The organism is Alphaproteobacteria bacterium, assembly GCA_016722515.1.
Classification (GTDB): Bacteria; Pseudomonadota; Alphaproteobacteria; order Rickettsiales; family JADKJE01; genus JADKJE01.
Genome location: JADKJE010000001.1, coordinates 579908 through 602893 on the forward strand (window position 1 = coordinate 579908; position 22986 = coordinate 602893).

The 22986-nt window shown below is 43.6% G+C and carries 22 protein-coding genes, 1 tRNA gene and 2 pseudogenes; 11 read left to right on the forward strand and 14 right to left on the reverse strand.

Going from position 1 to position 22986, the window contains the following annotated elements; translation table 11 throughout:
• The first annotated feature begins 8 nt into the window (after positions 1–8).
• A pseudogene (locus IPP74_02615) lies at positions 9–1553 on the forward strand (recombinase family protein).
• Here the strand turns inward: IPP74_02615 and IPP74_02620 are convergent.
• From IPP74_02620 to rpmF, 4 genes are all read right to left on the reverse strand, one after another.
• Positions 1522–1597, reverse strand: a tRNA-Ala gene (locus IPP74_02620). The pseudogene IPP74_02615 and the gene IPP74_02620 sit on opposite strands and share 32 nt — an antisense overlap.
• Positions 1598–2043: 446 nt before the next feature.
• Positions 2044–3006 carry a ketoacyl-ACP synthase III gene (locus IPP74_02625; GenBank protein MBL0318188.1) on the reverse strand — a complete coding sequence of 321 codons (963 nt, stop codon included), beginning with the start codon at positions 3004–3006 and terminating at the stop codon, positions 2044–2046.
• A 15-nt stretch (positions 3007–3021) separates the two neighbouring features.
• Positions 3022–4038 carry a phosphate acyltransferase PlsX gene (gene plsX, locus IPP74_02630; protein MBL0318189.1) on the reverse strand — a complete coding sequence of 339 codons (1017 nt, stop codon included), beginning with the start codon at positions 4036–4038 and terminating at the stop codon, positions 3022–3024.
• Between the two features lie 41 nt (positions 4039–4079).
• Positions 4080–4301: a 50S ribosomal protein L32 gene (gene rpmF / locus IPP74_02635; protein MBL0318190.1), complete on the reverse strand. Its 222-nt coding sequence runs from the start codon at positions 4299–4301 to the stop codon at positions 4080–4082.
• Between the two features lie 171 nt (positions 4302–4472).
• On the opposite strand from rpmF, the gene IPP74_02640 reads away from it, so the two are divergent.
• On the forward strand, positions 4473–4934 hold the full coding sequence (locus IPP74_02640; protein MBL0318191.1) for an outer membrane protein assembly factor BamE: 462 nt from the start codon (positions 4473–4475) through the stop codon (positions 4932–4934).
• 30 nt (positions 4935–4964) lie between these two features.
• Here the strand turns inward: IPP74_02640 and thiL are convergent, their stop codons facing one another.
• The 4 genes from thiL to rpoH form a co-directional block, all read right to left on the reverse strand.
• Positions 4965–5927, reverse strand: coding sequence for a thiamine-phosphate kinase (thiL, locus tag IPP74_02645; GenBank protein ID MBL0318192.1), 963 nt, complete (start codon positions 5925–5927; stop codon positions 4965–4967).
• Between the two features lie 19 nt (positions 5928–5946).
• Positions 5947–6453: a transcription antitermination factor NusB gene (gene nusB / locus IPP74_02650; GenBank protein ID MBL0318193.1), complete on the reverse strand. Its 507-nt coding sequence runs from the start codon at positions 6451–6453 to the stop codon at positions 5947–5949.
• Between the two features lies 1 nt (position 6454).
• Entirely contained in the window at positions 6455–6883 is a 429-nt protein-coding gene (locus tag IPP74_02655) for a 6,7-dimethyl-8-ribityllumazine synthase (GenBank protein MBL0318194.1), read from the reverse strand.
• Positions 6884–6999: 116 nt separating this feature from the next.
• Entirely contained in the window at positions 7000–7866 is an 867-nt protein-coding gene (rpoH, locus tag IPP74_02660; protein MBL0318195.1) for an RNA polymerase sigma factor RpoH, read from the reverse strand.
• A 295-nt stretch (positions 7867–8161) separates the two neighbouring features.
• Between rpoH and IPP74_02665 the strand changes: the two genes are divergently transcribed.
• Both IPP74_02665 and IPP74_02670 read left to right on the forward strand, forming a co-directional pair.
• Positions 8162–8542 carry a hypothetical protein gene (locus IPP74_02665; protein MBL0318196.1) on the forward strand — a complete coding sequence of 127 codons (381 nt, stop codon included), beginning with the start codon at positions 8162–8164 and terminating at the stop codon, positions 8540–8542.
• 94 nt (positions 8543–8636) lie between these two features.
• Complete coding sequence (locus tag IPP74_02670) at positions 8637–8894, forward strand: hypothetical protein (protein ID MBL0318197.1); 258 nt, start codon at positions 8637–8639, stop codon at positions 8892–8894.
• Between the two features lie 170 nt (positions 8895–9064).
• On the opposite strand, the gene IPP74_02675 is transcribed toward IPP74_02670, so the two are convergent.
• Positions 9065–10024, reverse strand: a complete 960-nt coding sequence (locus IPP74_02675; GenBank protein MBL0318198.1) for an RluA family pseudouridine synthase — start codon at positions 10022–10024, stop codon at positions 9065–9067.
• 81 nt (positions 10025–10105) lie between these two features.
• Between IPP74_02675 and IPP74_02680 the strand changes: the two genes are divergently transcribed.
• Both IPP74_02680 and IPP74_02685 read left to right on the forward strand, forming a co-directional pair.
• On the forward strand, positions 10106–10381 hold the full coding sequence (locus IPP74_02680) for a hypothetical protein (GenBank protein ID MBL0318199.1): 276 nt from the start codon (positions 10106–10108) through the stop codon (positions 10379–10381).
• Positions 10382–10489: 108 nt separating this feature from the next.
• Positions 10490–11410, forward strand: a complete 921-nt coding sequence (locus tag IPP74_02685; protein ID MBL0318200.1) for a helix-turn-helix domain-containing protein — start codon at positions 10490–10492, stop codon at positions 11408–11410.
• Between the two features lie 237 nt (positions 11411–11647).
• Here IPP74_02685 and IPP74_02690 read toward each other — a convergent pair.
• Both IPP74_02690 and purE read right to left on the reverse strand, forming a co-directional pair.
• Positions 11648–12708, reverse strand: a pseudogene (locus IPP74_02690) (5-(carboxyamino)imidazole ribonucleotide synthase).
• Between the two features lie 40 nt (positions 12709–12748).
• Positions 12749–13243 (reverse strand): 5-(carboxyamino)imidazole ribonucleotide mutase, encoded by a 495-nt coding sequence (purE, locus tag IPP74_02695; protein MBL0318201.1) that lies wholly within the window; start codon positions 13241–13243, stop codon positions 12749–12751.
• 236 nt (positions 13244–13479) lie between these two features.
• Here purE and IPP74_02700 point away from each other — a divergent pair, with 236 nt between their 5' ends.
• The 4 genes from IPP74_02700 to IPP74_02715 all read left to right on the forward strand — a co-directional run bounded on the left by IPP74_02700 (position 13480) and on the right by IPP74_02715 (position 16843).
• A complete protein-coding gene (locus IPP74_02700) occupies positions 13480–14646 on the forward strand; it encodes a D-alanyl-D-alanine carboxypeptidase (protein ID MBL0318202.1) in 1167 nt (388 codons plus the stop codon).
• A 12-nt stretch (positions 14647–14658) separates the two neighbouring features.
• Positions 14659–15225 carry a UbiX family flavin prenyltransferase gene (locus IPP74_02705; protein MBL0318203.1) on the forward strand — a complete coding sequence of 189 codons (567 nt, stop codon included), beginning with the start codon at positions 14659–14661 and terminating at the stop codon, positions 15223–15225.
• Positions 15226–15300: 75 nt separating this feature from the next.
• Complete coding sequence (locus IPP74_02710; GenBank protein ID MBL0318204.1) at positions 15301–15498, forward strand: YdcH family protein; 198 nt, start codon at positions 15301–15303, stop codon at positions 15496–15498.
• A 109-nt stretch (positions 15499–15607) separates the two neighbouring features.
• On the forward strand, positions 15608–16843 hold the full coding sequence (locus IPP74_02715; GenBank protein MBL0318205.1) for a M23 family metallopeptidase: 1236 nt from the start codon (positions 15608–15610) through the stop codon (positions 16841–16843).
• 52 nt (positions 16844–16895) lie between these two features.
• Here IPP74_02715 and IPP74_02720 read toward each other — a convergent pair whose 3' ends face one another.
• Positions 16896–18971: a hypothetical protein gene (locus IPP74_02720; GenBank protein MBL0318206.1), complete on the reverse strand. Its 2076-nt coding sequence runs from the start codon at positions 18969–18971 to the stop codon at positions 16896–16898.
• A 615-nt stretch (positions 18972–19586) separates the two neighbouring features.
• Between IPP74_02720 and IPP74_02725 the strand changes: the two genes are divergently transcribed.
• The gene (locus IPP74_02725; GenBank protein MBL0318207.1) at positions 19587–20759 is read left to right on the forward strand and encodes a hypothetical protein; all 1173 of its coding nucleotides are present in this window, start codon (positions 19587–19589) and stop codon (positions 20757–20759) included.
• 101 nt (positions 20760–20860) lie between these two features.
• Here the strand turns inward: IPP74_02725 and IPP74_02730 are convergent, their stop codons facing one another.
• On the reverse strand, positions 20861–21547 hold the full coding sequence (locus IPP74_02730; GenBank protein MBL0318208.1) for a heme ABC transporter permease: 687 nt from the start codon (positions 21545–21547) through the stop codon (positions 20861–20863).
• A 5-nt stretch (positions 21548–21552) separates the two neighbouring features.
• Positions 21553–22977 (reverse strand): FAD-binding oxidoreductase, encoded by a 1425-nt coding sequence (locus IPP74_02735; protein ID MBL0318209.1) that lies wholly within the window; start codon positions 22975–22977, stop codon positions 21553–21555.
• Positions 22978–22986 lie beyond the last annotated feature (9 nt).

Genomic DNA, 22986 nt, shown 5'->3' on the forward strand with positions numbered 1-22986 from the left:
GGCATCGCATGAAAAAGAAGGTCACGAACAAAGCCGTCATTTACTGCCGCGTATCATCGCCCGACCAAGTGAAAAATGGCCACGGATTAACCTCGCAAGAAGGCCGCTGCCGTGAATTTGCGAAATATCGCAATCTCGAAGTGGTGGAGGTTTTTCATGAAGAAGGCATCTCCGGAAGCCTGATTGATCGACCGGCCATGAAGCGAATGTTGGCTTATTTGCGCCAACACAAAAATCAGCAAATCATAGTGCTGATCGATGATATTAGCCGCCTCGCAAGGAGTTTGAGAGCGCATATCGAACTACGCATGGAAATCCAACATGCCGGTGGTGTTCTGCAGTCGCCCTCCATCGAATTCGGGGAGGATTCCGACAGTCAGTTGGTGGAGAACCTGCTGGCCAGCGTATCGCAACACCACCGCCAGAAAAATGCGGAACAGGTTTATAACCGGATGCGTGCGCGGATGCTCGCCGGTTATTGGATTATGCGGGTGCCAAAAGGTTATAAAATGGAAAAGCGCTCCGATGGAAAGGTCATGGTGCGCGATGAACCAGTAGCCTCGCTGATCCAGAATGGGCTGGAAGGGTTCGCGTATGATCGGTTTAGCTCTGTGGTAGAACTTCAGGCTTTTTTTGAAAGCCAGCCAGAGTTCCCGAAAGACCGCAAAGGCGGAGTACATATACAGCGCGTGATCGATATGCTGAATCAGCAGTTGTATTCGGGCTATTATGAATATGCGCGGTGGAATATCGGATTGTTGAGAGGGCGGCACGATCCAATCATCAGCTTTGATATTTACAATCGCATACAGGATAAGCTGCAAGGCCGCATGAAAGCGCCAGCGCGAAGGGACATTAACGAGGATTTCCCATTGCGCGGATTCGTACTATGCGATTGCTGCAATACGCCACTGAAGGGCTGCTGGTCGATTGGTCGCGGAGGAAGGTATCCTTACTATCTCTGCCACACCAAAGGCTGCGAACTCTATGGCAAGTCCATCAAACGGGATGATCTCGAAGGAGACTTTGAGGCATTGCTCAAAGATATTACGCCTTCACCCGTCATGGTGAAGCTGGTCGAGGATGTAGTAGAACACGCCAAGGACATTAAGCTCGGCAGCTATGAAGAGATCCGCGCAGGCCTTATGAAAGATCGAAAGCTGGTGGATCACAAGATTCAGCAATTCTTGGATCGCATCGTGACAACTGATAGCGCTATTCTGGTTGCCACCTACGAGAAACAGGTCAAGCAACTGGAGAATCAGAAGGCCGTAATCGACGAGCGTTTGGAAAATTGTGGGGTGGTGGATGAGAGCTTCGAGAAGGTGAATAGAACCGCTCTCGAATTTTTAGCAAACCCGCACAGATTCTGGCGTATGGCCGATTTGACGGGCAAAAGAATCGTTCTCAAGGCCGCTTTTGCCAAACAGATCGCCTACAATAAGGGAGAGGGATATAGAACCGCCGCTCTCTCGCTCCCATTCTCGGTTTTACGGGATTTTGCTGACCCTAAGTCAGGTTTGGTGGAGCCAAGGGGAATCGAACCCCTGACCTCTTGCATGCCATGCAAGCGCTCTACCAACTGAGCTATGGCCCCTAAAACTTATTTTTGGTGGCATAACGGTAGCATAAAATTTCTAATAGGCAAGAGCCTTTAGGCTTTAGCCAAAAAATAAGAGGCAGCAACCCGAAGATCACTGCCCCTATGAAGAAATGGAAAATGCATTTATCATATTAATGACATTTTTATGACATGTCAAGGGCAATGTCATATAATCGTCAAATAATCTGATTTTACGTTGTTTTATAAAGGAAATAAGGCGCAAGGAATAAGCTATTAAGTCGGTCGCTTAATTCCTGATCCTCTTGAAAAATGTCTAAAATCCTACACGAATACATCCCCCTCCTCATCATCGGCCTGTTATAAATCGCAAACATCATTATGACCTTTGCCTGGTATAGGCTTCAGCCTGATTGCCTCAGGCGCGTTTTTTATTGTTTATAAAGGATAGATGAGAGAAACCATAGATAAGAGAGAAGCGCCTACCACTTAATTAAAACAGCACCCCAGGTTATCCCCCCACCCAAAGCGGTGAATACTACGATATCGCCTGGTTTGATGGTATTTTGTTTAAGGGCACTATCCAGTGCCAGCGGAATAGAAGCGGCTGACGTGTTTGCGTGCTTATCTACCGTAATGATGACCTGCTCAGCCTTAAGACCAAGCTTTCTACCTATGCCATCAATAATCCGCACATTGGCTTGATGGGGAACTAGGTAATCAATATCAGCGACCGTCAACTGATTGGCTTGAAGTAAAGACTCAATCGCTGAAGACATTTTTTCGACCGCATGTTTAAAAACTTCCTTACCCGACATAGAGATAGTACCCATGTTGCCTTTAGCGATACCACCATCGGTAAACAAGATATCTTTAAGGGAACCATCAGAGTAAAGTTTCGTTGCTAGAATACCGCGCTCTTCGTTGGTTTCCGCTGCCAGCACAACCGCCCCAGCACCATCACCAAATAACACGCAGGTAGACCGGTCATTCCAATCTAAAATTTTAGACATCGACTCCGCGCCGATCACCAGGATCTTTTCAGCCTGTTGCAAACGGATAAAATTATCAGCGACCGCCAGCGCATACACAAAACCACTGCACACGGCCTGCACATCAAAGGCAGCACCTTTGGTCATGCCAAGCATCGCCTGCACCTGGGTTGCAACCGAAGGGAAGATATTATCAGGGGTCGTGGTTGCCAGCACAATCATATCAATATCGTTGGCCGACAGATTCGCAGCCTCCAGTGCCCTAAGCGCTGCCTGGTAAGCCATCGTCGTCGTGGTTTCACCTTCGCCTGCGACATAACGCTGTTTAATACCGGTGCGAGTGACAATCCATTCGTCATTGGTATCAATACGCTTGGCCAGATCGTCATTGGTAACAAGATTAGGCGGCACATAAGCACCTGAACCTATGATGCGTGATAGACGTTTTGACATATCATTCTTCCTAAGCTATTCGCCCGTAGCTGTTGTTTTTTGGGTAATCATTTCCACAATACGCTCATTAATTTGATTGGCCACTAATTCGATAGCCACCATAATCGCATTGGCAAATGAGATTTCATCAGCACCACCGTGACTCTTCACGGAAATTCCATTAATCCCCAGGAACATCGCGCCGTTATAACGGCGCGGATCGATTTTCCGATACATTTTTTTAAGGGATGGATAAGCCAGCAATCCACCGATACGTGAAACCATATTACGCCTGAAGGCTTCTTTTACAAACCCTCCGACCACATTGGCAGTCCCTTCTGCCGTTTTAAGGGCAACATTGCCTGTAAACCCATCGGTAACAATCACATCGACCGTTCCTTTGGCAATGGCATCGCCTTCGATGTAGCCATAAAAATTAATGGGGATATCGGTTTCTTTTAACATCCGATAGGCTGATTTAACTTCCTCATTGCCCTTTAGCTCTTCCGAACCAATATTGAGGAGACCAACAGTGGGGTCTTTTTTACCTAAGACTACCTGGGCAAAGGCTTCACCCATAATGGCAAACTGAAATAAATTCTCAGCGCTGCATTCCGCATTCGCACCCAAATCAAGGATCACCGAACTGCCTCTAAAATTAGGCATAAGAGCGGCAATCGCCGGACGATCAATTCCGTGCAGGGTATGAAACACAAATTTCGACATCGCCATAAGGCTTCCGGTGTTACCGGCAGAAACCACACAAGCAGCTTCTCCAGCTTTCACCGCATCAATAGCGAGGCGCATACTGGAATTTCGTCCTGAACGCAACGCAACAGACGGCTTTTCGCCGGCAGAAACCACGTCGTCAGTATGATGGATTTTAGAAAGAGGCTCCAGAGCGGGGAACTGTTCTAGAACAGGCTTTATCTCATGCTCTTTCCCAAAGAAGATATAACGCACATTGGGAAAATGGCAACGAACCTCGTTTGCCCCGGCAATGATAGAATACGGCGCATGATCACCGCCCATGGCATCCAGGGCGATTGTCATACTGATATCGTTGAAATGCGGCTCCATGGAGAACCTTAAATCTACGCGGCTTGACCGCCTGTGTCAGCTGAATCATCTTCAACTTTAGCAGCTTTAGGCTCAACAATACGGCGGCCTTTATAGAAACCATCAACAGACATACGATGTGGAAGCTGAAATTCACCTGTTTCTTTGTTTTCAACAACGGTGACGCCTTTCAGTGCATGGTGCGAACGACGATTATTACGACGGGATGTTGAGGTCTTCTTCTTGGGGACTGCCATGGTAACTACCTATCTTTTAACTTAATAAACTATAACTTAAACAAATACGATGAGACGCTTTGACAATTATGGTTACACACGGTAACATAGGGGCACAAAAGCCGTTCTCTCGGGGTTGTCCCGTGTTATAACGGAAAAACTCGGATAAATCCAGCTAAATTTGTTATCATTATGTTCAACTGCCGTTCTTTTCTTCTGATAGTGCTCCTTTTTACTGCATCCAGTCTATGTGGATGCCTCACCACCACGACCAATCGTGGTTATACCCTCGATGAAGAAGCCTTAAAACAGCTGAGCATCGGCACAACCACCAAGGAAGAAGTCCTTAAAACCATGGGTTCCCCTTCTACCTATAACGATTATGGCGATGAGACCTGGTATTATGTCAGCAAAGAGCAACAATCCGTTGCCTTCTTAAAACCTAAAATTACCAAAGAATCGGTCATTGCTATCCACTTCAATAACGATGGCACCCTGACAGACGTCAAGCATTATTCCGAAAAAGACATGAAGGACATTGTCGCGGTGCAGGAGCATACGCCCACCTATGGTAAGGATCTTTCGATTATCCAACAATTCCTGGGTAATATCGGGCGCTATAACTCAAGAGCCATTGATTATTCTAAAGAATAACCACCTATCACGTTGCTAACAATAAGAGCCTTATGAAGAATGAGGATGATGTTCAAATCCATCGCGGCTAAGCGCCATGTTTTTCCCGTCACGATCGATGAGACTAACGTGGGAACCAGCGGTTATTTCACCAATACAGGTAAGGGCGATTTTTAAGTGGCTACTGAGCGAGTCAAGACGGTTGGCCATATCCGGCGGTATCGTAAACAGCAATTCATAATCATCGCCAAACGTCATAAGTGACAAACGCTCGGTTCCTGGAATCTCGATTACAGGGATTTTTTCATGATGAACCATAGCCCCAACGTTTGAGGCCTTACATAAACGCTTCAAATCCAGAATCACCCCATCAGAAATATCCATAGAGGCCGAGGCCAAACCCAATAAAGACTGGCCTAACTTCAACCGAGGTTCCGGTTGTTGAAAACGGTTAAGCGCCTGCTCCTTTATTGTTTTATCAAGGGAAAGATTGTCCCCTTTTAAAAGCATAAGCCCCAGAGAAGCCACACCCAATTCGCCTGAAACATAAATCAAATCGCCAGGCCTTGCTGTTAAACGCGTTAGCGCCATCCCTTCTGCTACCTCACCCAGAGCAGTTAGGCTGAGTACTAATGAGCCCGAATGGATCACCGTATCACCGCCAATCAATCCTATTTTAAAATAAGAACAATCTTCTGCAAACCCGTGGGTAAATGTTGAAACCCATGATTCATCACAGCCGGGTGATAAAATCATCGATAATAAAACAGATTTAGGCACAGCACCTTTGGCCGCTAAATCCGATAAATTGGTTCGTATCAGCCGTTTGGCAATCAGGGCCGGCTCCATATCTGGCAAGAAATGCACCCCTTCTACCATCGCGTCTTGGGTTATGACGAGCTCTTTACCATGATGCGGATGATAATACGCCGCATCATCCTGTAAAGACAAACTACCGGGCATAAACACAGATAACGGCTTTAGAAACCGCTCGATAATATCATTTTCGCGCATAAAACGCGCTCACTGGTTGCTAAATTTTATCCCGAGCACCCGATTTATACATGGCATCCAGCACTGCATTCACCAGACGGCACTCAACCTCACTAAAATAATGATGAGTAACTTCAACGTATTCGTCAATAACAACCTTAGGGGGAACCTCAGTATAATACATTTCGTAGGTACCAACCCTTAATATAGAAAGGATAACAGGATCGAGTGTATCCACATCCCATTCCTTAGCAAGATGGTTCGTAATCAGTTTATCAAGAGTTTCCAGATGCTCAATCGTACCTGCCAGCGTTTTTTTAAGAAACCGGCGATCGGGGATAAGATGCAGTTGCGACTTATCCTTTTGTGCATCCGCTTCAATTTGATAGTGACTCAATAATAATTCAGTCAATGACGCCGCATCATGCAGCTCTTCCCCAAAAGGCAACGAAAACACCCCCTGTGCAGCGGCCAAGCGTGCTAAATGACGACGATAAAGCGACACTTTTTGTGATGTCATCCCGTGAGTATTATCTGGTTGCTGCATATTAAATAGCGCTCCAATGAGCTTTAAGCTTCATCATTTCAATGCATGCCCTGGCTGCTTTACCGCCATAATTCCGTAAGGAAGGATCAGCCCTGTTGGCTGCCTGTTCCATATTTTCAGCCGTAATCACACCAAAACCAAGTGGCAATTTATGGGTTAAAACCAAGTGGTTGATACCAGCAGTGACACTCTGGCACACCACATCATAATGGCTGGTCTCGCCACGAATGACACAACCCAAGGCTATATAGCCATCATACGATTCATGTTGAAGGGAAAAACTAATGGCGGCTGGAATTTCAAGGGTTCCAGGAACATTGACTGTGTCATAATCCATGCCCAGGTTATGCAGCTCATGACAAGCTCCTTGAACCAATTGTGAGGCTAGATCTTCATAAAACTGCGCTACTACCAGTAATACTCGTGCCATATCGTTTACCATTGAAAAGAGCTTAAAACCGGGCGTATTGTAATAGAATTTATGTGTTAAGGAAAGTGTTATTTCCTTTTTTTCACCTTCCCAGGTTTATGCAAAGAGGTTGAACGTTAGGCAGTCACGGTGCAGGAGCTCTGCATTTTTTCAATAGCTCTTGCCTCAATCTGGCGTACCCGCTCGCGGGAAATACCAAAATGCTGGCTTAAATCTTCCAGCGTTGCTGGATTTTCCTTGAGCCACCGCTGCTTAATCACATGCTGCTCACGCTCATTGAGTTTGCCAAAAGCATTGGCTAAAAGCCCCTTTTTAATACGAAGATCTTGCTTTTCAGCCACCACCTGTTCATGGGAATCTTCACCAGATGCCAGGTAATCAATGGCTTCGCCGCCCTCTTCACCATCAGCCCCATAAATAGGGTCATTGAGGGATTCATCGGCATAGGTCAGACGTAGATTCATCTCTTTAACATCTTGTTCGGATACCGATAAATTATGGGCAATCTCTTTGATGTGCTCATCCGATAACGCTTTGTTATCCAGCAATTTGAGCTGATTCTTCATTTTACGCAGGTTAAAGAACAATTTTTTTTGGGCTGATGCGCTGCTTATTTTAACGAGCGACCATGAACGTAAAACATATTCCTGGATGGAAGCTTTAATCCACCACATGGCATACGTAGCCAAACGAAACCCTTTTTCCGGGTCAAACCGCTTCACCGCTTGCATCAGGCCGATATTGCCTTCGGAGATCATCTCCATAACGGGCAAACCATATCCCCTGAAACCAAAGGCAATTTTTACAACAAGCTTAAGATGGCTGGTCACCAACTGGTGAGCTGCATTAACATCGCCTGAATCTGAAAAGCGCTTTGCCAACATGTATTCTTCTTCTGCGCTAAGTACAGGAAAACGTTTTACCTCATCCAGGTAAAGTGATAAACCATCCGACTGAATAACAGGCAATGACAACTGGGCCATACGGACAACTCCTTTTCCACCTCATGTTTAGATATTATACTACGTTTTAAAGGTGGATCTTAAGATTACTTAATATCATAAAAAGCGCCAGAAGTCAAGATTTTGAACTGAGCATTGGCTTATTTGCGACCCCAGGTTGCAACAGCCCCTAAAACAGCCGCCTAAGGATTCATTCCCTTCTAATTACTTACTAATAGCTTCCCCCCCCCCCTGCGGTGTTGATCGTAAAACCAAAAGCAGTTATAAGAAACTCAGGACTCTACTTCTAACGGGTACAACAATGGGAAGCACGTCAATGTCAGAAAAATATGTTGTTATCTTAGATAGATCGTTTGATCAGAAAGAAGATTTTGAAATAGAGGATAAAAATCTAATTCAAGTCGAGGTACAGCTTCCTACTCAGGAAATTATTAAAAATAAGGCATATAAGGTAATTCTTAAATTATCTAATGAGGCCAAATTGGGATTAGGAAAAGAATTAATTCGTTCCGCACTTGTAGAAAAAAGAAAAGAAGAATTTATTCATGTCAGATCAATTGAATCAGGTCTAGCAACCGAATATCTAGGCATCTATCTTCACTCACAAAGCTGTGAACTGCTATTCACAACTACTGACTTAGGAACTGTTCAAGACGTTATCGATAACTTAGACGAGGATGAAAATAAATTCAAATAATTAAGGAAATAATACGATAAAAAAATTCGCAGAGATTTTCATAACGCCCACAGGAAAAATCCATTTATACGCAACCAAAGAAAAAAGGAAATCCATGACCACATTATCCAAACTATATACCATTAGCACGCTCTGTGCTTTTACCGTGTTTATCAGTACCAACGAATCATATGCCTCACTTGTGCAAAGTGAAGCTGAGGATATTCAGCTTGCCAGCAGCATGAATGCTTCTATTCCATTGGATGGATTTAAAAATATTATAGATATGGTGCAAGATATCCGTAAACGTACCAGTAAACAGGAGGCCCCTCCAGGATCAGCGCTGCATATTCATTATTTGCCAAGGCTGTAACGGCAGACTCACCATCTTGAAACCAGTCAATGCCATAAGCATGCTTCTCCAGGGCTTTTTTAAGCGACGAACCTAAAATCTGATCATCTTCTACGAGTAAGATACGCATCGTGTTCACGCCCTTCCAAAAGGCTCCCCTCGCCAAAGGAACCCTATCACGTTAAGTGGGTTTAACTGGGTATAGTATGTATTAAATTCTGGATGTCTACGGGTAACTGGCTGTCAAAGGTTAGTTTTTCCTGTGTAACAGGATGGATAAACTCTATTTGTTTAGCATGCAGCGCCTGACGGGGGAATTCTTTTACCGCCATCTGTGCAGCAGGCGAAAGATTACGCAACGATTTTAACAGGGGCTTTTCATAGAGATGATCTCCCACCAGACTATGGCCTCGATAGCTAAGATGTACCCTGATTTGATGGGTACGCCCTGTGGATAATCGGCATTCAACAATCGAAAAATTGCCTCCAGCCAGGCTCTCAAGTACGCGGTAATTGGTAATGGCTTCTTTGCCCCCTTGCGATACCACCCTCATTTTAGTGCGATGCTGAGGGTGCATCGTAATCTGCGTATTAATAGTGGCAAAAGGAGGGTTAGGTACTCCCCAACAAACCGCTACATACACCCTACTTAACGAGCGATCTGCCAATTGTTCCGATAAAAATTGGTGAGCATGGTCGTTCTTGGCAACCAGCATCAAGCCAGTGGTATCTTTATCCAGGCGATGGACAATCCCAGGCCGGATAACCCCGCCTACGCCTGACAAATTGTCACCGCAATGGGATATCAACGCATTCACCAAGGTATGATGATCGTGCATGTTAACCGGATGAACCGATAAGCCAGCCTGTTTATTAACCACAATCAGATCATCATCTTCATAAACGATATCAAGGGGAATCGTGGGGTTGGCGACCAGATCAGTCGGCTGGGGCGCGGGAATACCCATGCAGATTTTATCACCTTCTTTAACCCGGTAAGAATCATCTTTGCAGATCGCATCATTGACCGCAATATGCCCTTCTTCCAGCAATCGCTGCACCCTGGTGCGCGACAGAGTGGGTGAAACTGAGGCCAGATATTTATCCAGCCTTGTTGAAACCCATTCGGCTTCAACTGTGAATGCTTCCATGGAAGCACTCAATTGTTCTTGGTCTTGCAATGATTTATCTAACTGTGATACCATACCCAAAACCTTTTATTATACAGATTTATGACACAACAGCCACACGAACAACAACCGGTAGACCGCTTCTTTAAAGGGCTGATCTATACCATGGGTATAGTGTTGATTATGGGATCTATTTTCCTATGCGCGGTAGTATACCAGCAGATCAACAAAAAACCAAGCATTTCAAAATCTTATTTAAACGAGGCCACCGGAGTAACCGACTGGGAACATTGCAGCGCAAACCAGATAGATCTGCCCATTGAGGGTCAAATTGAAAGGGTAGACATAATCCCCCCCTTACATGATATTATCCGTTAAACAGGGTGGGAAAAGGTCCTTGGTGGTTGTTGATTATTGCAAAAACCATGTTTTAAAGACAATGCACATTGTCCAAAAACATTAATTTTAAGTTGAGTGGGTGTTGATATGGCACAAAATGAACGTTTGTTTTCAGATGAATTTAACGACACGATGGTGGTTGATCAACCGCAATCAACAAGGATCAAAAATCCTCTGGATAAAGTAGTAGAGAAACGTCGTGAGAGCTCTAAATCTAAAGCTGCAACTCCTATTATTGCGGCTCATGATGATGAACTCAGCAAATACGACCAGGAATTCTTTAATGGAGCAAGCCCCTCTGTTTTAACGCTTGAACAAAAAATTGGCCGCTTACTTTCGCAAACGCGCCAGCAAAAAGGCTCTACCCTTGAGGAGGTCTCCGAGGCTCTTAAAATTCGTAGCCGCTATCTGCAAGCCATGGAAGAAGGCCGTATTGCCGATATTCCTGCTGATGTCTATGTGAAGGGCTATCTAAAGAGTTATTCCAAACATCTGGGCATTAACAATAATCCGCTTTTTGAAAATTTCAAACTTGGCAAACATAATGTGCCTACCGAAGATTGGCAAACGCCGGTGTCGCAACCTGGTAACCATTTTAAAGCTAAATGGTGGGTTATTTTAATTTCGGTTGCGCTGGCATTGATCATTTATGGTTTCTGGCATAAATCCAGAGCCGATCAAAGCTTACAAGTAAAACCGTCTATCGTAAGCAATTCACGCATGTCATCCCTTGGCGCCTTCATTAAAGGCCCAACCGATAAAGGCAGCAAAATCGTGGTTTTGGCCACCTCTTCCACCATCTTAAAAATCACCCCGGCCGATCAAGCCTATCCCAGCATTCACCAACTTAAAGAAGGCGATGCGCTTTTTGTGCCGGGCAATAAAGACGGAATTTTTATTTCTGCCAACAACCCAGGCTCCGTAGAAGTTTTTCTGGATGGGAAAACCTACCGTTTTCTAGGAACACTGGAAGAAATCCGTTCGGACAAGCCGATTGTTGTTCGGTAGCAGATGAGCGATTGCTCTTGCAAACCGATCAGAATGATCCTGTATTGATGCCCAGTTTTTAGACAACACCCTCCTTCGCTCGTACGACTTAAAACGGCCTAAAAATTGAAAATGGTAGTATTTTTCGACAAATAGTTCGCCACGCACTCCGTCATACTCAGCTTTTTTTGGAGTATGAGACGTAAGCTAGAGGCAATGGCTATTCATTGCACTACCCACGCAATATCTCATCCAAACCTACCCCAATATCGTCACATGCCCCATTTTACGCCCTGCTTTTGCTTCGGTCTTTCCATAGATATGGATTTTGGCGCGGGGGTTGAGCATATAATATTGCCAATCATCAATCCCCTTCCCAATGAGATTAATCATTTTCGCCGGTGTATGAAGTGCGGCATCGCCCAACGGTAACCCGCAGATAGCACGAACATGCTGCTCAAATTGAGATGTAATACACGCATCAATGGTAAAATGGCCCGAATTATGTGGACGTGGTGCCAGTTCATTAACCAAAAGCTGGTGGTTAAGATCCACAAATAACTCAACAGCCAGAGTTCCCACCAGATCAAGGGACTCGGCCAACTTAATGGCAATCTGTTGTGCGTTTTTCTCTATCTCTGTTTCTATGCTGGCAGGAACCGATGTTTCTACTAGAATACCATTCTCATGACGGTTTTCTGCTATAGGAAAATAACGGATTTCTTTATGCACGTTACGGCAAACAATCACCGATACTTCCTTGATAAAAGGCACCCATGCTTCAACGATGCCATGATAATGCTGGTAGGTTGCCCATACCGACTCAAGCGAAGTCTCCTGGGTAATCCGTACCTGTCCTTTGCCATCATAACCAAACTCGGCCGTTTTATAGATACAAGGAAAACCCAATTCACCTACAGCCGCGACTAAATCATCAAAAGAATTCACTTCCCTGAAATCTGCCGTTTGAATACCTTGTTTTCGAATGAATTGTTTTCGCGCACACGATTCTGCGTCACATACAACACCTGGCTCGAAGGATGGATAGCACGATAACCGGACATCATATCAAGAATTTGAACCGGGATATTTTCAAATTCAAACGTCACCACATCAACACTTTGAACATAGTGTTGAATGGCTTCACTATCGGTATATTCCGCAACGGTGGTTTTAACACTGACATGGGATGCTGGGGAATCTTTTTGATCCGTCAAAATATGCACCCTATATCCTAATTCGGCAGCAGCAAGGCCCATCATTCGGCCTAACTGACCACCACCAACAATACCAATAATTGAACCAGGAACTAACGACATAGATGCTTATTCATGTTAAATGTAATCATATTGCTGCTGCTTAAGAAAGTGGTGACTCAGGAACTGATTCGGTTTGCTCACGGCGAAATTTTTCAACTGATTCCGCAATGCCGGTATTTGATAAACCCAAAATAGAAGCGGCTAACAAACCAGCATTGGTTGCACCAGCTTTGCCAATAGCAAGTGTTCCCACTGGAACCCCACCAGGCATCTGCACAATCGATAATAAACTGTCCAACCCTTTCAAATGTTTGCTTTCCACTGGCACGCCAAGCACAGGGAGTGATGTCATCGACGCCACCATCCCAGGAAGATGCGCCGCACCTCCTGCTCCAGCAATAATCACTTTTATGCCTCTTGCTTTGGCACCTTTGGCAAATTCAATCAATCGATCGGGTGTACGATGGGCTGAGACTACTTTTACCTCATGAGGGATCGCTAATTTCTTTAACATGTCGTGAGCCGATTCCATTACGTCCCAGTCGCTCTTGCTTCCCATGACGATACTAACCAATGGTTGTTCTGAAGTAGCCATTTAAACCTCTTTTATATAAAGGACATTTTATACTCTAAAATCCTTAACGTTTCAAGATTCCAATAACCTTTCGATTCATAGCGTATATGGGTTGATTGATTTGGGGAAAACACGTTTTATGGTTGACTCGGCCGTTATCCTTGTGTTTACTTTTAGTACTTATGATGCTAAAATGCTTCCCCGCGATAGATATAGGTCGTTTGCCGGGGGTTGGGTGATTTAATTATTAGGTTGTTATGGCTATTGGGAAACACATCATACGGTTACTCCTATTAATCACCGCTTTCAGCCTTCCGCTCCATTTATTTGCTGGAACTGCTTGTGCCGATGAACGCAAAGCTGAGCTTATCGTGGATGCAACTAATGGAAAAATCCTTTACCAAAAATACGCAGGCGAAACCAGATATCCCGCCTCCTTGACCAAAATGATGACCCTCTACTTAGTGTTTGATGCACTTAAAACCGGAAAACTCGCGATGGGACAAATGCTTGCTGTTTCCGAAAAAGCAGCGGAGATATCGCCCCTTAAATTAGGTCTGAAAGCCGGCTCCAGAGTGTCGGTAGAAGATGTTGTCTTAGGCATGATTGTATTATCCGCCAATGATGCAGCCGTTGTGGCTGCTGAAGCGCTTGGTGGCAGCGAATGGCAATTTGCAAAACAGATGACCTTGACTGCGCGCAAACTCGGCATGAACAATACCGTTTTCAAAAATGCCTCAGGCCTTCCTGATGATGAACAAATTACCACCGCCTATGACCTTGCCATTCTGGCAATGGCCATTCAACGCAATCATCCCGAATATTATCCTCTGTTTTCGCGCACTGGGTTTATTTTTAAAGGTCGGCGAATCAAGGGGCATAATCGCGTTCTGCAACATTATCGGGGAGCCGAGGGATTAAAAACAGGGTTTATCCGCGCCTCAGGTTATAACTTGGTTACCACCGCCAGACGTAATGGTTTTTCATTGATTGGCGTAGTCATGGGTGGCGACAGCATCCAAAGCCGTGATGATAAAATGATTGTTTTGATGAACCAGGGGTTTAATACCTTATACGCGAACAAACATTCCGATAATCCCACCTATTCAGCACATAATTTTGGTGCCCCCCAGCCCATCGATAGAAACAACGTTACCCTACAAACTGGCAAAGATGCGGTTCCTTCAGATGATAAATCTGATGCAGACGCCAATTCAGCCGATCCAGAAAAAAAAAGCAAGATAGCCTCCCAGAGCAAAATTGAAAAAACAAGTTATAAAAAGAAAACCACCATTCACAAAAAAAAATCGGTGAAGAAAAAACATAAAAAACGCAAAGCAACCAAACAGACCAAACCTGCAGCAGCAAAACAAAAATCAGTTTCCAACAGTAAAGCACCAAAAACCACGCCAGATAGCCATTAATAGGCATAAACAATGACACACAAATCGCTCATTATTGGGATTACCAGTGCCTCAGGTAGCCTTTACGGAATAAGGCTTCTTGAAGTTCTTAAACAATGTGGGATAGAAACACATTTGGTCATGAGCAAAGCTTCAGTGATTACGCTTGCAACCGAAACAGACTTCACCCCTGCCGATATCCAACAACTTGCCACCCATTCATACCAGGCCCATGACATTGGGGCAGCCATTGCCAGCGGTTCTTTTCCTTGCTCAGGGATGATTATTGCTCCTTGCTCTATTCGTACCATGTCCGAGATAGCAACGGGGGTGACTTCCTCACTTTTAACCAGAGCAGCGGATGTAACGCTTAAAGAGGCCCGTAAATTAGTCTTAATGGTGAGGGAGACTCCTCTTCATGTTGGTCATTTAAGGACCATGACTCATTTAGCAGAAATAGGGGCTATTATTGCTCCTTCAGTGCCTGCTTTTTATAATCGTCCACAAACGCTTGATGATATTATTAATCACTCCGTTGGCCGCATTTTAGATTTATTTAATATCGACTCCCAGATGGTGAAACGCTGGGGCGGAAAGTGAATTTCATTAAAAGCCAAAACTAGGGTTGTAGAAATGTAAATTATAGGTTATAATGCCACCTCGGTGAGGTAACCTATGGAAGAAGATAAGCTGTTGAAAGAGCTAGACGAACTTAAACGCGAACATCGCGAGCTGGATCAATTAATCCAAACGCTGGATAAAGACCCACAGCGTTGCCTTTTCACCATTCAGCGTCACAAAAAACGTAAATTGACACTCAAAGATCAAATCGCCTATCTTGAATGTTTCCTGTATCCTGATTTAATCGCCTGAAGTGCCCCTCTCTTTTCCGCTTGTTTTTGCCTTTACAGCACTTGCAGTTTTCTGTTAATTAACATACTCTAGCCCCTGTTCTTTTTTAGATGTTTGGGGTTTTATAGACATGTCCGTCCTTACTAAAAGGTTTCCTGCCGATTTACTTACCTGTTTGTTCCTTACCGGCTTATGTTCTGGTGCGTTAATCCTTACTGGGTGTGCCAGCCAAGAGCCAGCCGAAGTAGTCTATGGCCAGAATAGTTATTCTAAGCCAACGGTTAAAAAAGCCAAAACCACCCCGTCTTCATCTTCCAGACGCTCATCAGTTCATGCTGCCAATATTGCCGCTGATGCAAATGAATCCACCCACATTGTCCAAGCGGGTGAAACCCTGGCATCCATTGCCCGTAATTATAACGTAAACTGGCATGAGCTTGCTAAATTCAACCACATGACGGAACCTTATACCGTTTTTGCAGGACAAAAAATTGCCCTTACTCCGTCATCCCTGCAAGCCAATACGGAGCCTACCTCTTTTACTATCCCGTCTGAACAAAAAACAGAGAAAGTGGATGTATCAGCACCTTTTTCACCGACGGAAGATGAACCATTATTACCCAGTTCTGATCGATTTACTGATAACGATAAAGTCACCACCCTTCCCATACCACCGGTAACGATTCCATCTACGGCTCAACACCCTAGCCAACCAGCAACCCCATCCGTTGATAATTTACCGGCTGATCTACCAGCCAAAGCAACACCGAATCTTCCCCTCAACAATGTAGAGTCTGAACCGACTACGTTGCCTAACAGTCCATCATCCAAACCAACACCAATCCCTGCTTTAAAACCTCAAGCCAAAATCACCAAACCCGAATCAAAGCAAGACGCCAAGGTTGAGCTTGCTTCCAGCTCGGTATCCCCCGATGACGTAGAGAAGTCTTCAGAGAAGCGAAATGCGCATAGTGGCTGGTTTGGTGCCGGCACGCCTAGCTTTTCGTGGCCCCTAAAAGGTAAAGTCCTTTCCCATTTTGGCGTTAAAGAGTCGGGTGAAAAAATGGATGGCATCACCATTAGCGCTAAAGAAGGAACCGATATCCTGGCCTCAGCCCCTGGTAAAGTTATTTATGTTGGCAATGGCATTAAAGGTTACGGCAACTTGTTGATGATTAAGCACAAAAGCGACTACATCACCACTTATGCCCACGCTGACCAGATTTTTGTCAGCGAAGGAGAGAAAGTGAGTGAAGGACAGGCCGTTGCTAATGTCGGCACCACGGGCAATATCAGCAAACCACAACTCTACTTCGCCATCCGCAAAGAAACAAAGGCCGTTGATCCAGAAGCTTTGTTGCCGTAAGCCGATAAAAAGCATCACCTTTAGCGAAGATACTACGATTAAACATTTAATGCTATTTCGCTTTCCCAGTAGACTTAACCTCAACACGCGGGGTTTGTGGATGGGATTGCCCTCCAGCTTGCTGCGATTCACTCATTTTTGCATCTCTTAAGGTCTTTATTTGTTTTCTTACTTCTGGTTTTTCTAATTGTTTTCTGATGTCTTTTACATCTTTATCCATCATCTTAAGTATGGTCTCGTCACCAACTTTAAATTCTACAGAAACACTTCCTTTCATGCCCTTCAGATTTTTTCTAAGATCCTTAAGTCCCTTGCCTACTTCTTTTCCATTTTCTTCAATGCTAAACTTCTTTGCCGTCTTAGCCTCTTTTTCTTCATTCTTTTTTTCAATCGCCTCGACTCCCTTAACTATCGCCGTTGAAAGTGCTTTCACGACAAGGTTAGTCCCGGCTTCTTTTGCTGTATGTTTAACGTCTTTAAAGGTTTGGCTATCGCTTATCTTGCCGCCCGTTTTATAGGCCGTGTATGCAGCTGTTGCTATAACGCCAGCGGCGAGCACACCAATCGCTACAGGCCCCAATAAGACGCCAGCTGCTACCGTTGCCACAACCGTTAACGCCATTCCCTTACCCATGGCACCGAGCGCTGTCTTTCCTGCGCTTGCCGTATCTTTTACACCTTGTGCAAGCTTCTCTTCGTGATTGCCTAATAATTCCCCAACTTTTTCACTGGCTTTTGGTTTAGCTGGCTCTTGTTCCTTTTGCTTATCTTTATCTATTAATTCTTGCTTTTTATCTGCCAATTCTGTCTTCGCAAAATCAGACCATTTGGCGTTCTTATTGCCCCCCTCCTTCTCCCTTTCAGTTTTAGCCGCATCAAGGAATCGCTTAACATCTTTTTCTTTAAAGTGTTCCTGTAATTCCTTGGCAGACAAACTATTCATCTTTTCATTCGACATCTTCTTTAATGCTGCATCAACAGCCTTGTTTTGCAAACCTACGTCTGATGGCCCTTCTACATAGTTGATTAATTGTTGTTTTCTAGCGTCCTCTGGTTGAATTTTGTCATTGCCAACGGCATTCTTACCTGCATCAGCAACAATGTTAGCATTTAGGATCTCTCTCTTACTTTGCTTTTTTTCTGTGTCAGGCAACAGCAATGAATCTAATTCCTGCGGTGTATAGTTTTTGATTTTTTGTTGCCGGTCAGGGTCATTTTTAAGTTCATCCACTTTCTGTTTGGCTTCGTCACCGTTAAATCCTAAGGCTTTTGCTTTGGTGTCGTTTTGTTTCAATTCGTCTCGTTTAGCTTTTAACATGTCATTTTTAGATTCTGCCGACTCTTTTTCAAGTGGCTTATTATCTAAGAAAAACTTTTTAACCGCGGATTCATCCAGATTTTTTATATCCTCGTCACTTAATTCTTTAACCTTTCTATCTGCACTTTTATTTTTTAAACCAACGGAAGATTTGTGGTTACCTTCTAAGGCACTGGTTAATGTCGCTTCTAGATCGGTATTTCCTACGATAGGAGTTCCATTTCTTTCTCTATTTTCTGCACCATTCTTCACATCATACGCTTTAACCTTTTCTTCTCCAGCCTGCTTGGACCCATTGTTATTTTCTAATTTTGCCGACTGTTCTGCAACCTTCTCAGCAGAAAAATAAACATCTTTATCCTTACCTTTTTCCTGAACGGTAATCTTCATGCCACCATCTTTATAAAATTCCGCGGATTGAATCGTTATATCTTTCTCTTTACACACGTCTTCGAGATGACCATAAACCTTTGCCTGGCGGTCATTACGGTCTTCTTCAAATCTATCTCCAATTCTTTTCTCAACATCCCTTATAAAATTAGAATAACCCACCGGCTTTGCATCCGATCTTTTCAAATTTTCTAAATCTTTCTTAAGATATTCTTCGATCTCTTTGTCAGACATCCCTTTATCCGCTAAAGAAGGAATAGATTTTTCTATCGTATTACGACTAACCTCGGGTAGCTGTTCTTTACTAGAACTATTGTCTTGATTAGTATATTCTTTTCTAGAAGTAGTGTATTCATTAGAAGTAAAGTATTCCAAAGTCTCTTTTAAATAACTATCAATATCAATTGTTTTTTTGGACATAACACATCTTTTTCTATCAGCATCATGAACAATGATAATAAATCATATTTAATTTTAAATTAAACAAAACAACAAAAAAAGAGAATAAGTGTTTCTATTATTTACATTGTATAGGCCATTATGACTTCGCAGCCCCCAACAAATCAACCATTCTCTTCTCGTTAATATATCCCAAAAGAAACGTTATCTATTTTATCGACAACATAGTAAATATTAAACAAATACATACATCAAATTATATATTAACATATAAATATGTGAATTTTCGCTTCTAAATCACATACAAGGTCATATAGTTCATGAAAAAACAGAAATATTAACAACAAGTTGTTGACAAAATAAATATATTTTATATTTTCAAAATAGTATAAAACTATAAATGGTAGATAACTATGTCAAAAAAAACGCCTACATCATATTGACCTTGTAGAACAAGATAAAGACAATGCATTTAAATGGAAAACAAAAAAAGGTAAAGAAAAGCTGCCTTTAAAAACAGGTAATGCCCGTTTATTAGCTAAATACACCACCAGCTTTTCATTTCTTGGTGAGGAATCCTACGGTGATTACAAGCGCGAACATAAGAATAAAATTCGTTCAAATCTTTACTTAAGAATGAATCACGTTGTCAGACACCCACTTGATACTTATGATAATTGGAAAAATGTTGGAAGCGCAACCCTTGCTCCCCTTTTCTATGCTTTAAAATCAACCAGCCATCTAATAGCGGGCACAGGGGAAGTCCTGGTGGGAAGCATTATGATTGTCGGAGGACTAGCTATTCCCGTTGTTAGCATTCCTTCTACACTTGTAGCACCTCTTTTTTCAGAAGATGGATTAGGTACTGTTAAAGTCGGCTTAACGGCGACGGTTGCAGGCCCGCTTATTCTAGGTGGAGCTGGAAGCATTGTTGTTGGCAGGGGATTGATTTATAATGGAGGCCTCTTGCTACGCGATGCAACGAAGACCGGTGCCGCATTAGTGTTGACCTTACCAAGCGTTCCCTTAGCCGCCACTAAAATGATATTAATTGGAGAGAAAAACACCCCTGAGAAAAAAGGGCGCCGTGGATTATTTCAAGTAACGCGCGATCTTGTACGAGGAAATCATACTCCAAACGTGAACAATCCGGCTGAAACACATCCTGATGAGCCATTTTATTATTTTCTTCCCCCACAAACCAACCCTGGTTTGAATCAGAACGATCGTAGACACGTTCATAATCCAGCACCTGTAGTTTTTCCTGCAAACATTCGTACCCCAGTTCATAATCCAGCACCAGTAGCTGTTCCTGCATACAATCACTCCTCCAATGAAAATCAAATACCAGGAGTCAATGTGTCCGCGAATAACCAGCCTGGTTACCGTGAAAGAATACAGCCTTCAAAGAAGGAATCTCCTCGTAATACTCGTAATAATGCTATTGTTCAAGCACTTTTTAAGGCTAAGGAAGCAGGAGTAACGGAAGATGATATTATCGATTTTGTTGGAAGAAATAGCATAGTGAGCGAGATAACTATTGAAGATCCAATAACCAGTGAAATTATGAAAGACCCCGTTGTAGCCCCAGATAATCAGATGTTTGACAGAGAAAGTTTAAGGGATTACGTGAAACAAAACAACGGAGTATATAGAGGAATTTCGGATAGAACTATGCGGCAAGTATTGGATGTGGATAACCTTCCTAAAGCTTACGAAATGGCTAAGATTATTGAAGGCGCCACTAAGGCAGCAACAAAAGAACTTGGAAATCCATCTCATACACAGAACCTGGTTTCATTATCTTAAGCATTTTCATTTTGAGTTCAGAATTTTGTACTGAGATTAGAATAGCATTATATTAGATTATGACAGACTTGGTGGACATTCGTCCACCAAGTCTGTCAATATTATCCCGCCCGCAATCGCCTCAACACTCTCACCGATAACAGCGCCAGATAAAGCGCCATGAATGCAATACCCATCGTAAACAAAGGCTTTAGGAAGGCGGTATCGATGGCTATGCCACCTTTACGGATAACGCTGGCAGGCTGGTGTAATGTGTTCCAGAATTCCACCGAAAATTTAATGACGGGAATATTCACAAAACCGATTAATACCAGCATGGCCGTAAGGCGCTCATAGGCTTCTTTACTGCGCAGCGCACTCACCAGGAATAAATAGCCAATATACAAAAAGAACAACACCAAAACCGAGGTAAGCCTGGCATCCCACACCCACCAGGTCCCCCACATAGGTTTGCCCCATAATGAACCAGTCACCAGGCACATAAAGGTGAAGGCTGCCCCAAGTGGTGCTGATTCTTCGGCAATAAGAGGCATCACCGGATTGCGCCATACTAAATAAGCGCCACTTGCACCTGCCATAATCGAATAAATCATCATGGCCATCCAGGCCGCCGGAACATGGATATACATAATCCTAACCGTATCGCCTTGTTGATAATCGGCAGGGGATGCTAATAGCGACCAATAAAGCCCCAAACCTAACGTGATCACACAGACACAGATCGATAGTTTCATCATCCATGGCATCCATGTACGCAATGATTTAGGTTTTAACCAACGATGTAACATTTCATTTAGTCCTTATCGAATATCACGCCGTCATGCAGGAGTGACTGCGGGTCAAACAGTTGTTTAATACCTTTCATGGCTTGAATATGCACCTGCGGAACCCATGATGACAACATGCGCTTTTTATGGCGACCAATGCCATGTTCTGCACTCAGGCTGGCCCCGAGTTTTTTTTCTTTCATCGATGTTAAAATAGCAAACACCAGATCTTCCAGCTGTTGCTTCTCTAAAGCAGATAAATCCTGCTTGGATGACATATTACGCGCATGGACGTGCAGGTTATAATCACCTGCATGACCAAAAATAACAGGCACCAGCTGGGAATGAATCGCCGTGATCTTCGTTGAAAATTCTTTGACAAACCCATCGATATCTTCCACTGAAATATCAAAAGTAATGCCAGGATAGTGCTTGGCTGCATCCGAAATACGATGTCGGCACGACCACAACGCTTCTGCTTTTTCTAAATTCTCCGCCAGCAATACCTGTTCAAGGTTGATAAAAGAATGATCCGCCTCTAAGGTTAGTATCAGCATTTCCTGAAGATTCATATACGGGCTGGACGTAGAACATTCAAAGAGAAGATACCAGGGATAGCTTTGATCAAACAAGGCCAGATCGCCGTGATCTTTGATATAAGACTCAAAACCCAATTGAAATGCCTGCCGATTAATCAATTCGAAGGCCGTTAAACTATCACCCATGCCCGATTTTAATTGCTTGAATATCTGTGGTAAAGGCTCAATCTCCGTTAAACCTACCAAGCTGGTATAGGTTTGTGCGCGCGGATTAAATAACCTAAACGTCACTTCGGTAATAACACCTAAAGTTCCTTCACTTCCGACAAAAAGATCCTTGATATCATAGCCGCAATTATCTTTAGGAACCGTATTCCCTAGTTCAAGGATAGTACCATCCATTAAAACCACTTTCAGCTTTAAGAGTAATTGCCTTGCCCCTCCGTAATGCAAAAAATTAATTCCACCTGCATTGGTCGCAACAGCACCTCCAAGTTGTGCACTTTGTTCCGATCCATAGGAAAGGGGGAAATAACGCCCTTTTCTTGCTACTTCATCTTTAAAAGTTGATAACACCATCCCTGCCTGTGCAGTGGCATACCCGTCTTTCAGTTGAATCATTTGATTTAAACGCGAGAGGTTTAACACAATTTGCGTATCACTGGCCGTGGGGATAGAACCACCAGCAAGCCCTGTCAATCCGCCCTGGGGCATTATCTCCAGTTGGTGCTGATGGCAATAAGATAGAATTGCTGAAACGGCTTCCGTCGTAGAGGGCATTAACACTAAGGGCGTCTTGCCTATTTCATTTCCACGCTCAGGGATGCAAAATTTTTTGATATCGTCGTGTGCCGCAATAGTCCGACAATGATCAATCTCGGATAATGCTTGAATATGATCGATCGCTAACATGTTAATCAC

Coding starts and splice junctions, on each gene's coding strand:
- IPP74_02625 (MBL0318188.1), bottom strand. CDS start 3,006: ATGTCAAAACGTCTATCACGCATCATAGGTTCAGGTGCTTATGTGCCG.
- plsX (MBL0318189.1), bottom strand. CDS start 4,038: ATGACAATCGCCCTGGATGCCATGGGCGGTGATCATGCGCCGTATTCT.
- rpmF (MBL0318190.1), bottom strand. CDS start 4,301: ATGGCAGTCCCCAAGAAGAAGACCTCAACATCCCGTCGTAATAATCGT.
- IPP74_02640 (MBL0318191.1), top strand. CDS start 4,473: ATGTTCAACTGCCGTTCTTTTCTTCTGATAGTGCTCCTTTTTACTGCA.
- thiL (MBL0318192.1), bottom strand. CDS start 5,927: ATGCGCGAAAATGATATTATCGAGCGGTTTCTAAAGCCGTTATCTGTG.
- nusB (MBL0318193.1), bottom strand. CDS start 6,453: ATGCAGCAACCAGATAATACTCACGGGATGACATCACAAAAAGTGTCG.
- IPP74_02655 (MBL0318194.1), bottom strand. CDS start 6,883: ATGGCACGAGTATTACTGGTAGTAGCGCAGTTTTATGAAGATCTAGCC.
- rpoH (MBL0318195.1), bottom strand. CDS start 7,866: ATGGCCCAGTTGTCATTGCCTGTTATTCAGTCGGATGGTTTATCACTT.
- IPP74_02665 (MBL0318196.1), top strand. CDS start 8,162: ATGTCAGAAAAATATGTTGTTATCTTAGATAGATCGTTTGATCAGAAA.
- IPP74_02670 (MBL0318197.1), top strand. CDS start 8,637: ATGACCACATTATCCAAACTATATACCATTAGCACGCTCTGTGCTTTT.
- IPP74_02675 (MBL0318198.1), bottom strand. CDS start 10,024: ATGGAAGCATTCACAGTTGAAGCCGAATGGGTTTCAACAAGGCTGGAT.
- IPP74_02680 (MBL0318199.1), top strand. CDS start 10,106: ATGACACAACAGCCACACGAACAACAACCGGTAGACCGCTTCTTTAAA.
- IPP74_02685 (MBL0318200.1), top strand. CDS start 10,490: ATGGCACAAAATGAACGTTTGTTTTCAGATGAATTTAACGACACGATG.
- purE (MBL0318201.1), bottom strand. CDS start 13,243: ATGGCTACTTCAGAACAACCATTGGTTAGTATCGTCATGGGAAGCAAG.
- IPP74_02700 (MBL0318202.1), top strand. CDS start 13,480: ATGGCTATTGGGAAACACATCATACGGTTACTCCTATTAATCACCGCT.
- IPP74_02705 (MBL0318203.1), top strand. CDS start 14,659: ATGACACACAAATCGCTCATTATTGGGATTACCAGTGCCTCAGGTAGC.
- IPP74_02710 (MBL0318204.1), top strand. CDS start 15,301: ATGGAAGAAGATAAGCTGTTGAAAGAGCTAGACGAACTTAAACGCGAA.
- IPP74_02715 (MBL0318205.1), top strand. CDS start 15,608: ATGTCCGTCCTTACTAAAAGGTTTCCTGCCGATTTACTTACCTGTTTG.
- IPP74_02720 (MBL0318206.1), bottom strand. CDS start 18,971: ATGTCCAAAAAAACAATTGATATTGATAGTTATTTAAAAGAGACTTTG.
- IPP74_02725 (MBL0318207.1), top strand. CDS start 19,587: ATGAATCACGTTGTCAGACACCCACTTGATACTTATGATAATTGGAAA.
- IPP74_02730 (MBL0318208.1), bottom strand. CDS start 21,547: ATGTTACATCGTTGGTTAAAACCTAAATCATTGCGTACATGGATGCCA.
- IPP74_02735 (MBL0318209.1), bottom strand. CDS start 22,977: ATGTTAGCGATCGATCATATTCAAGCATTATCCGAGATTGATCATTGT.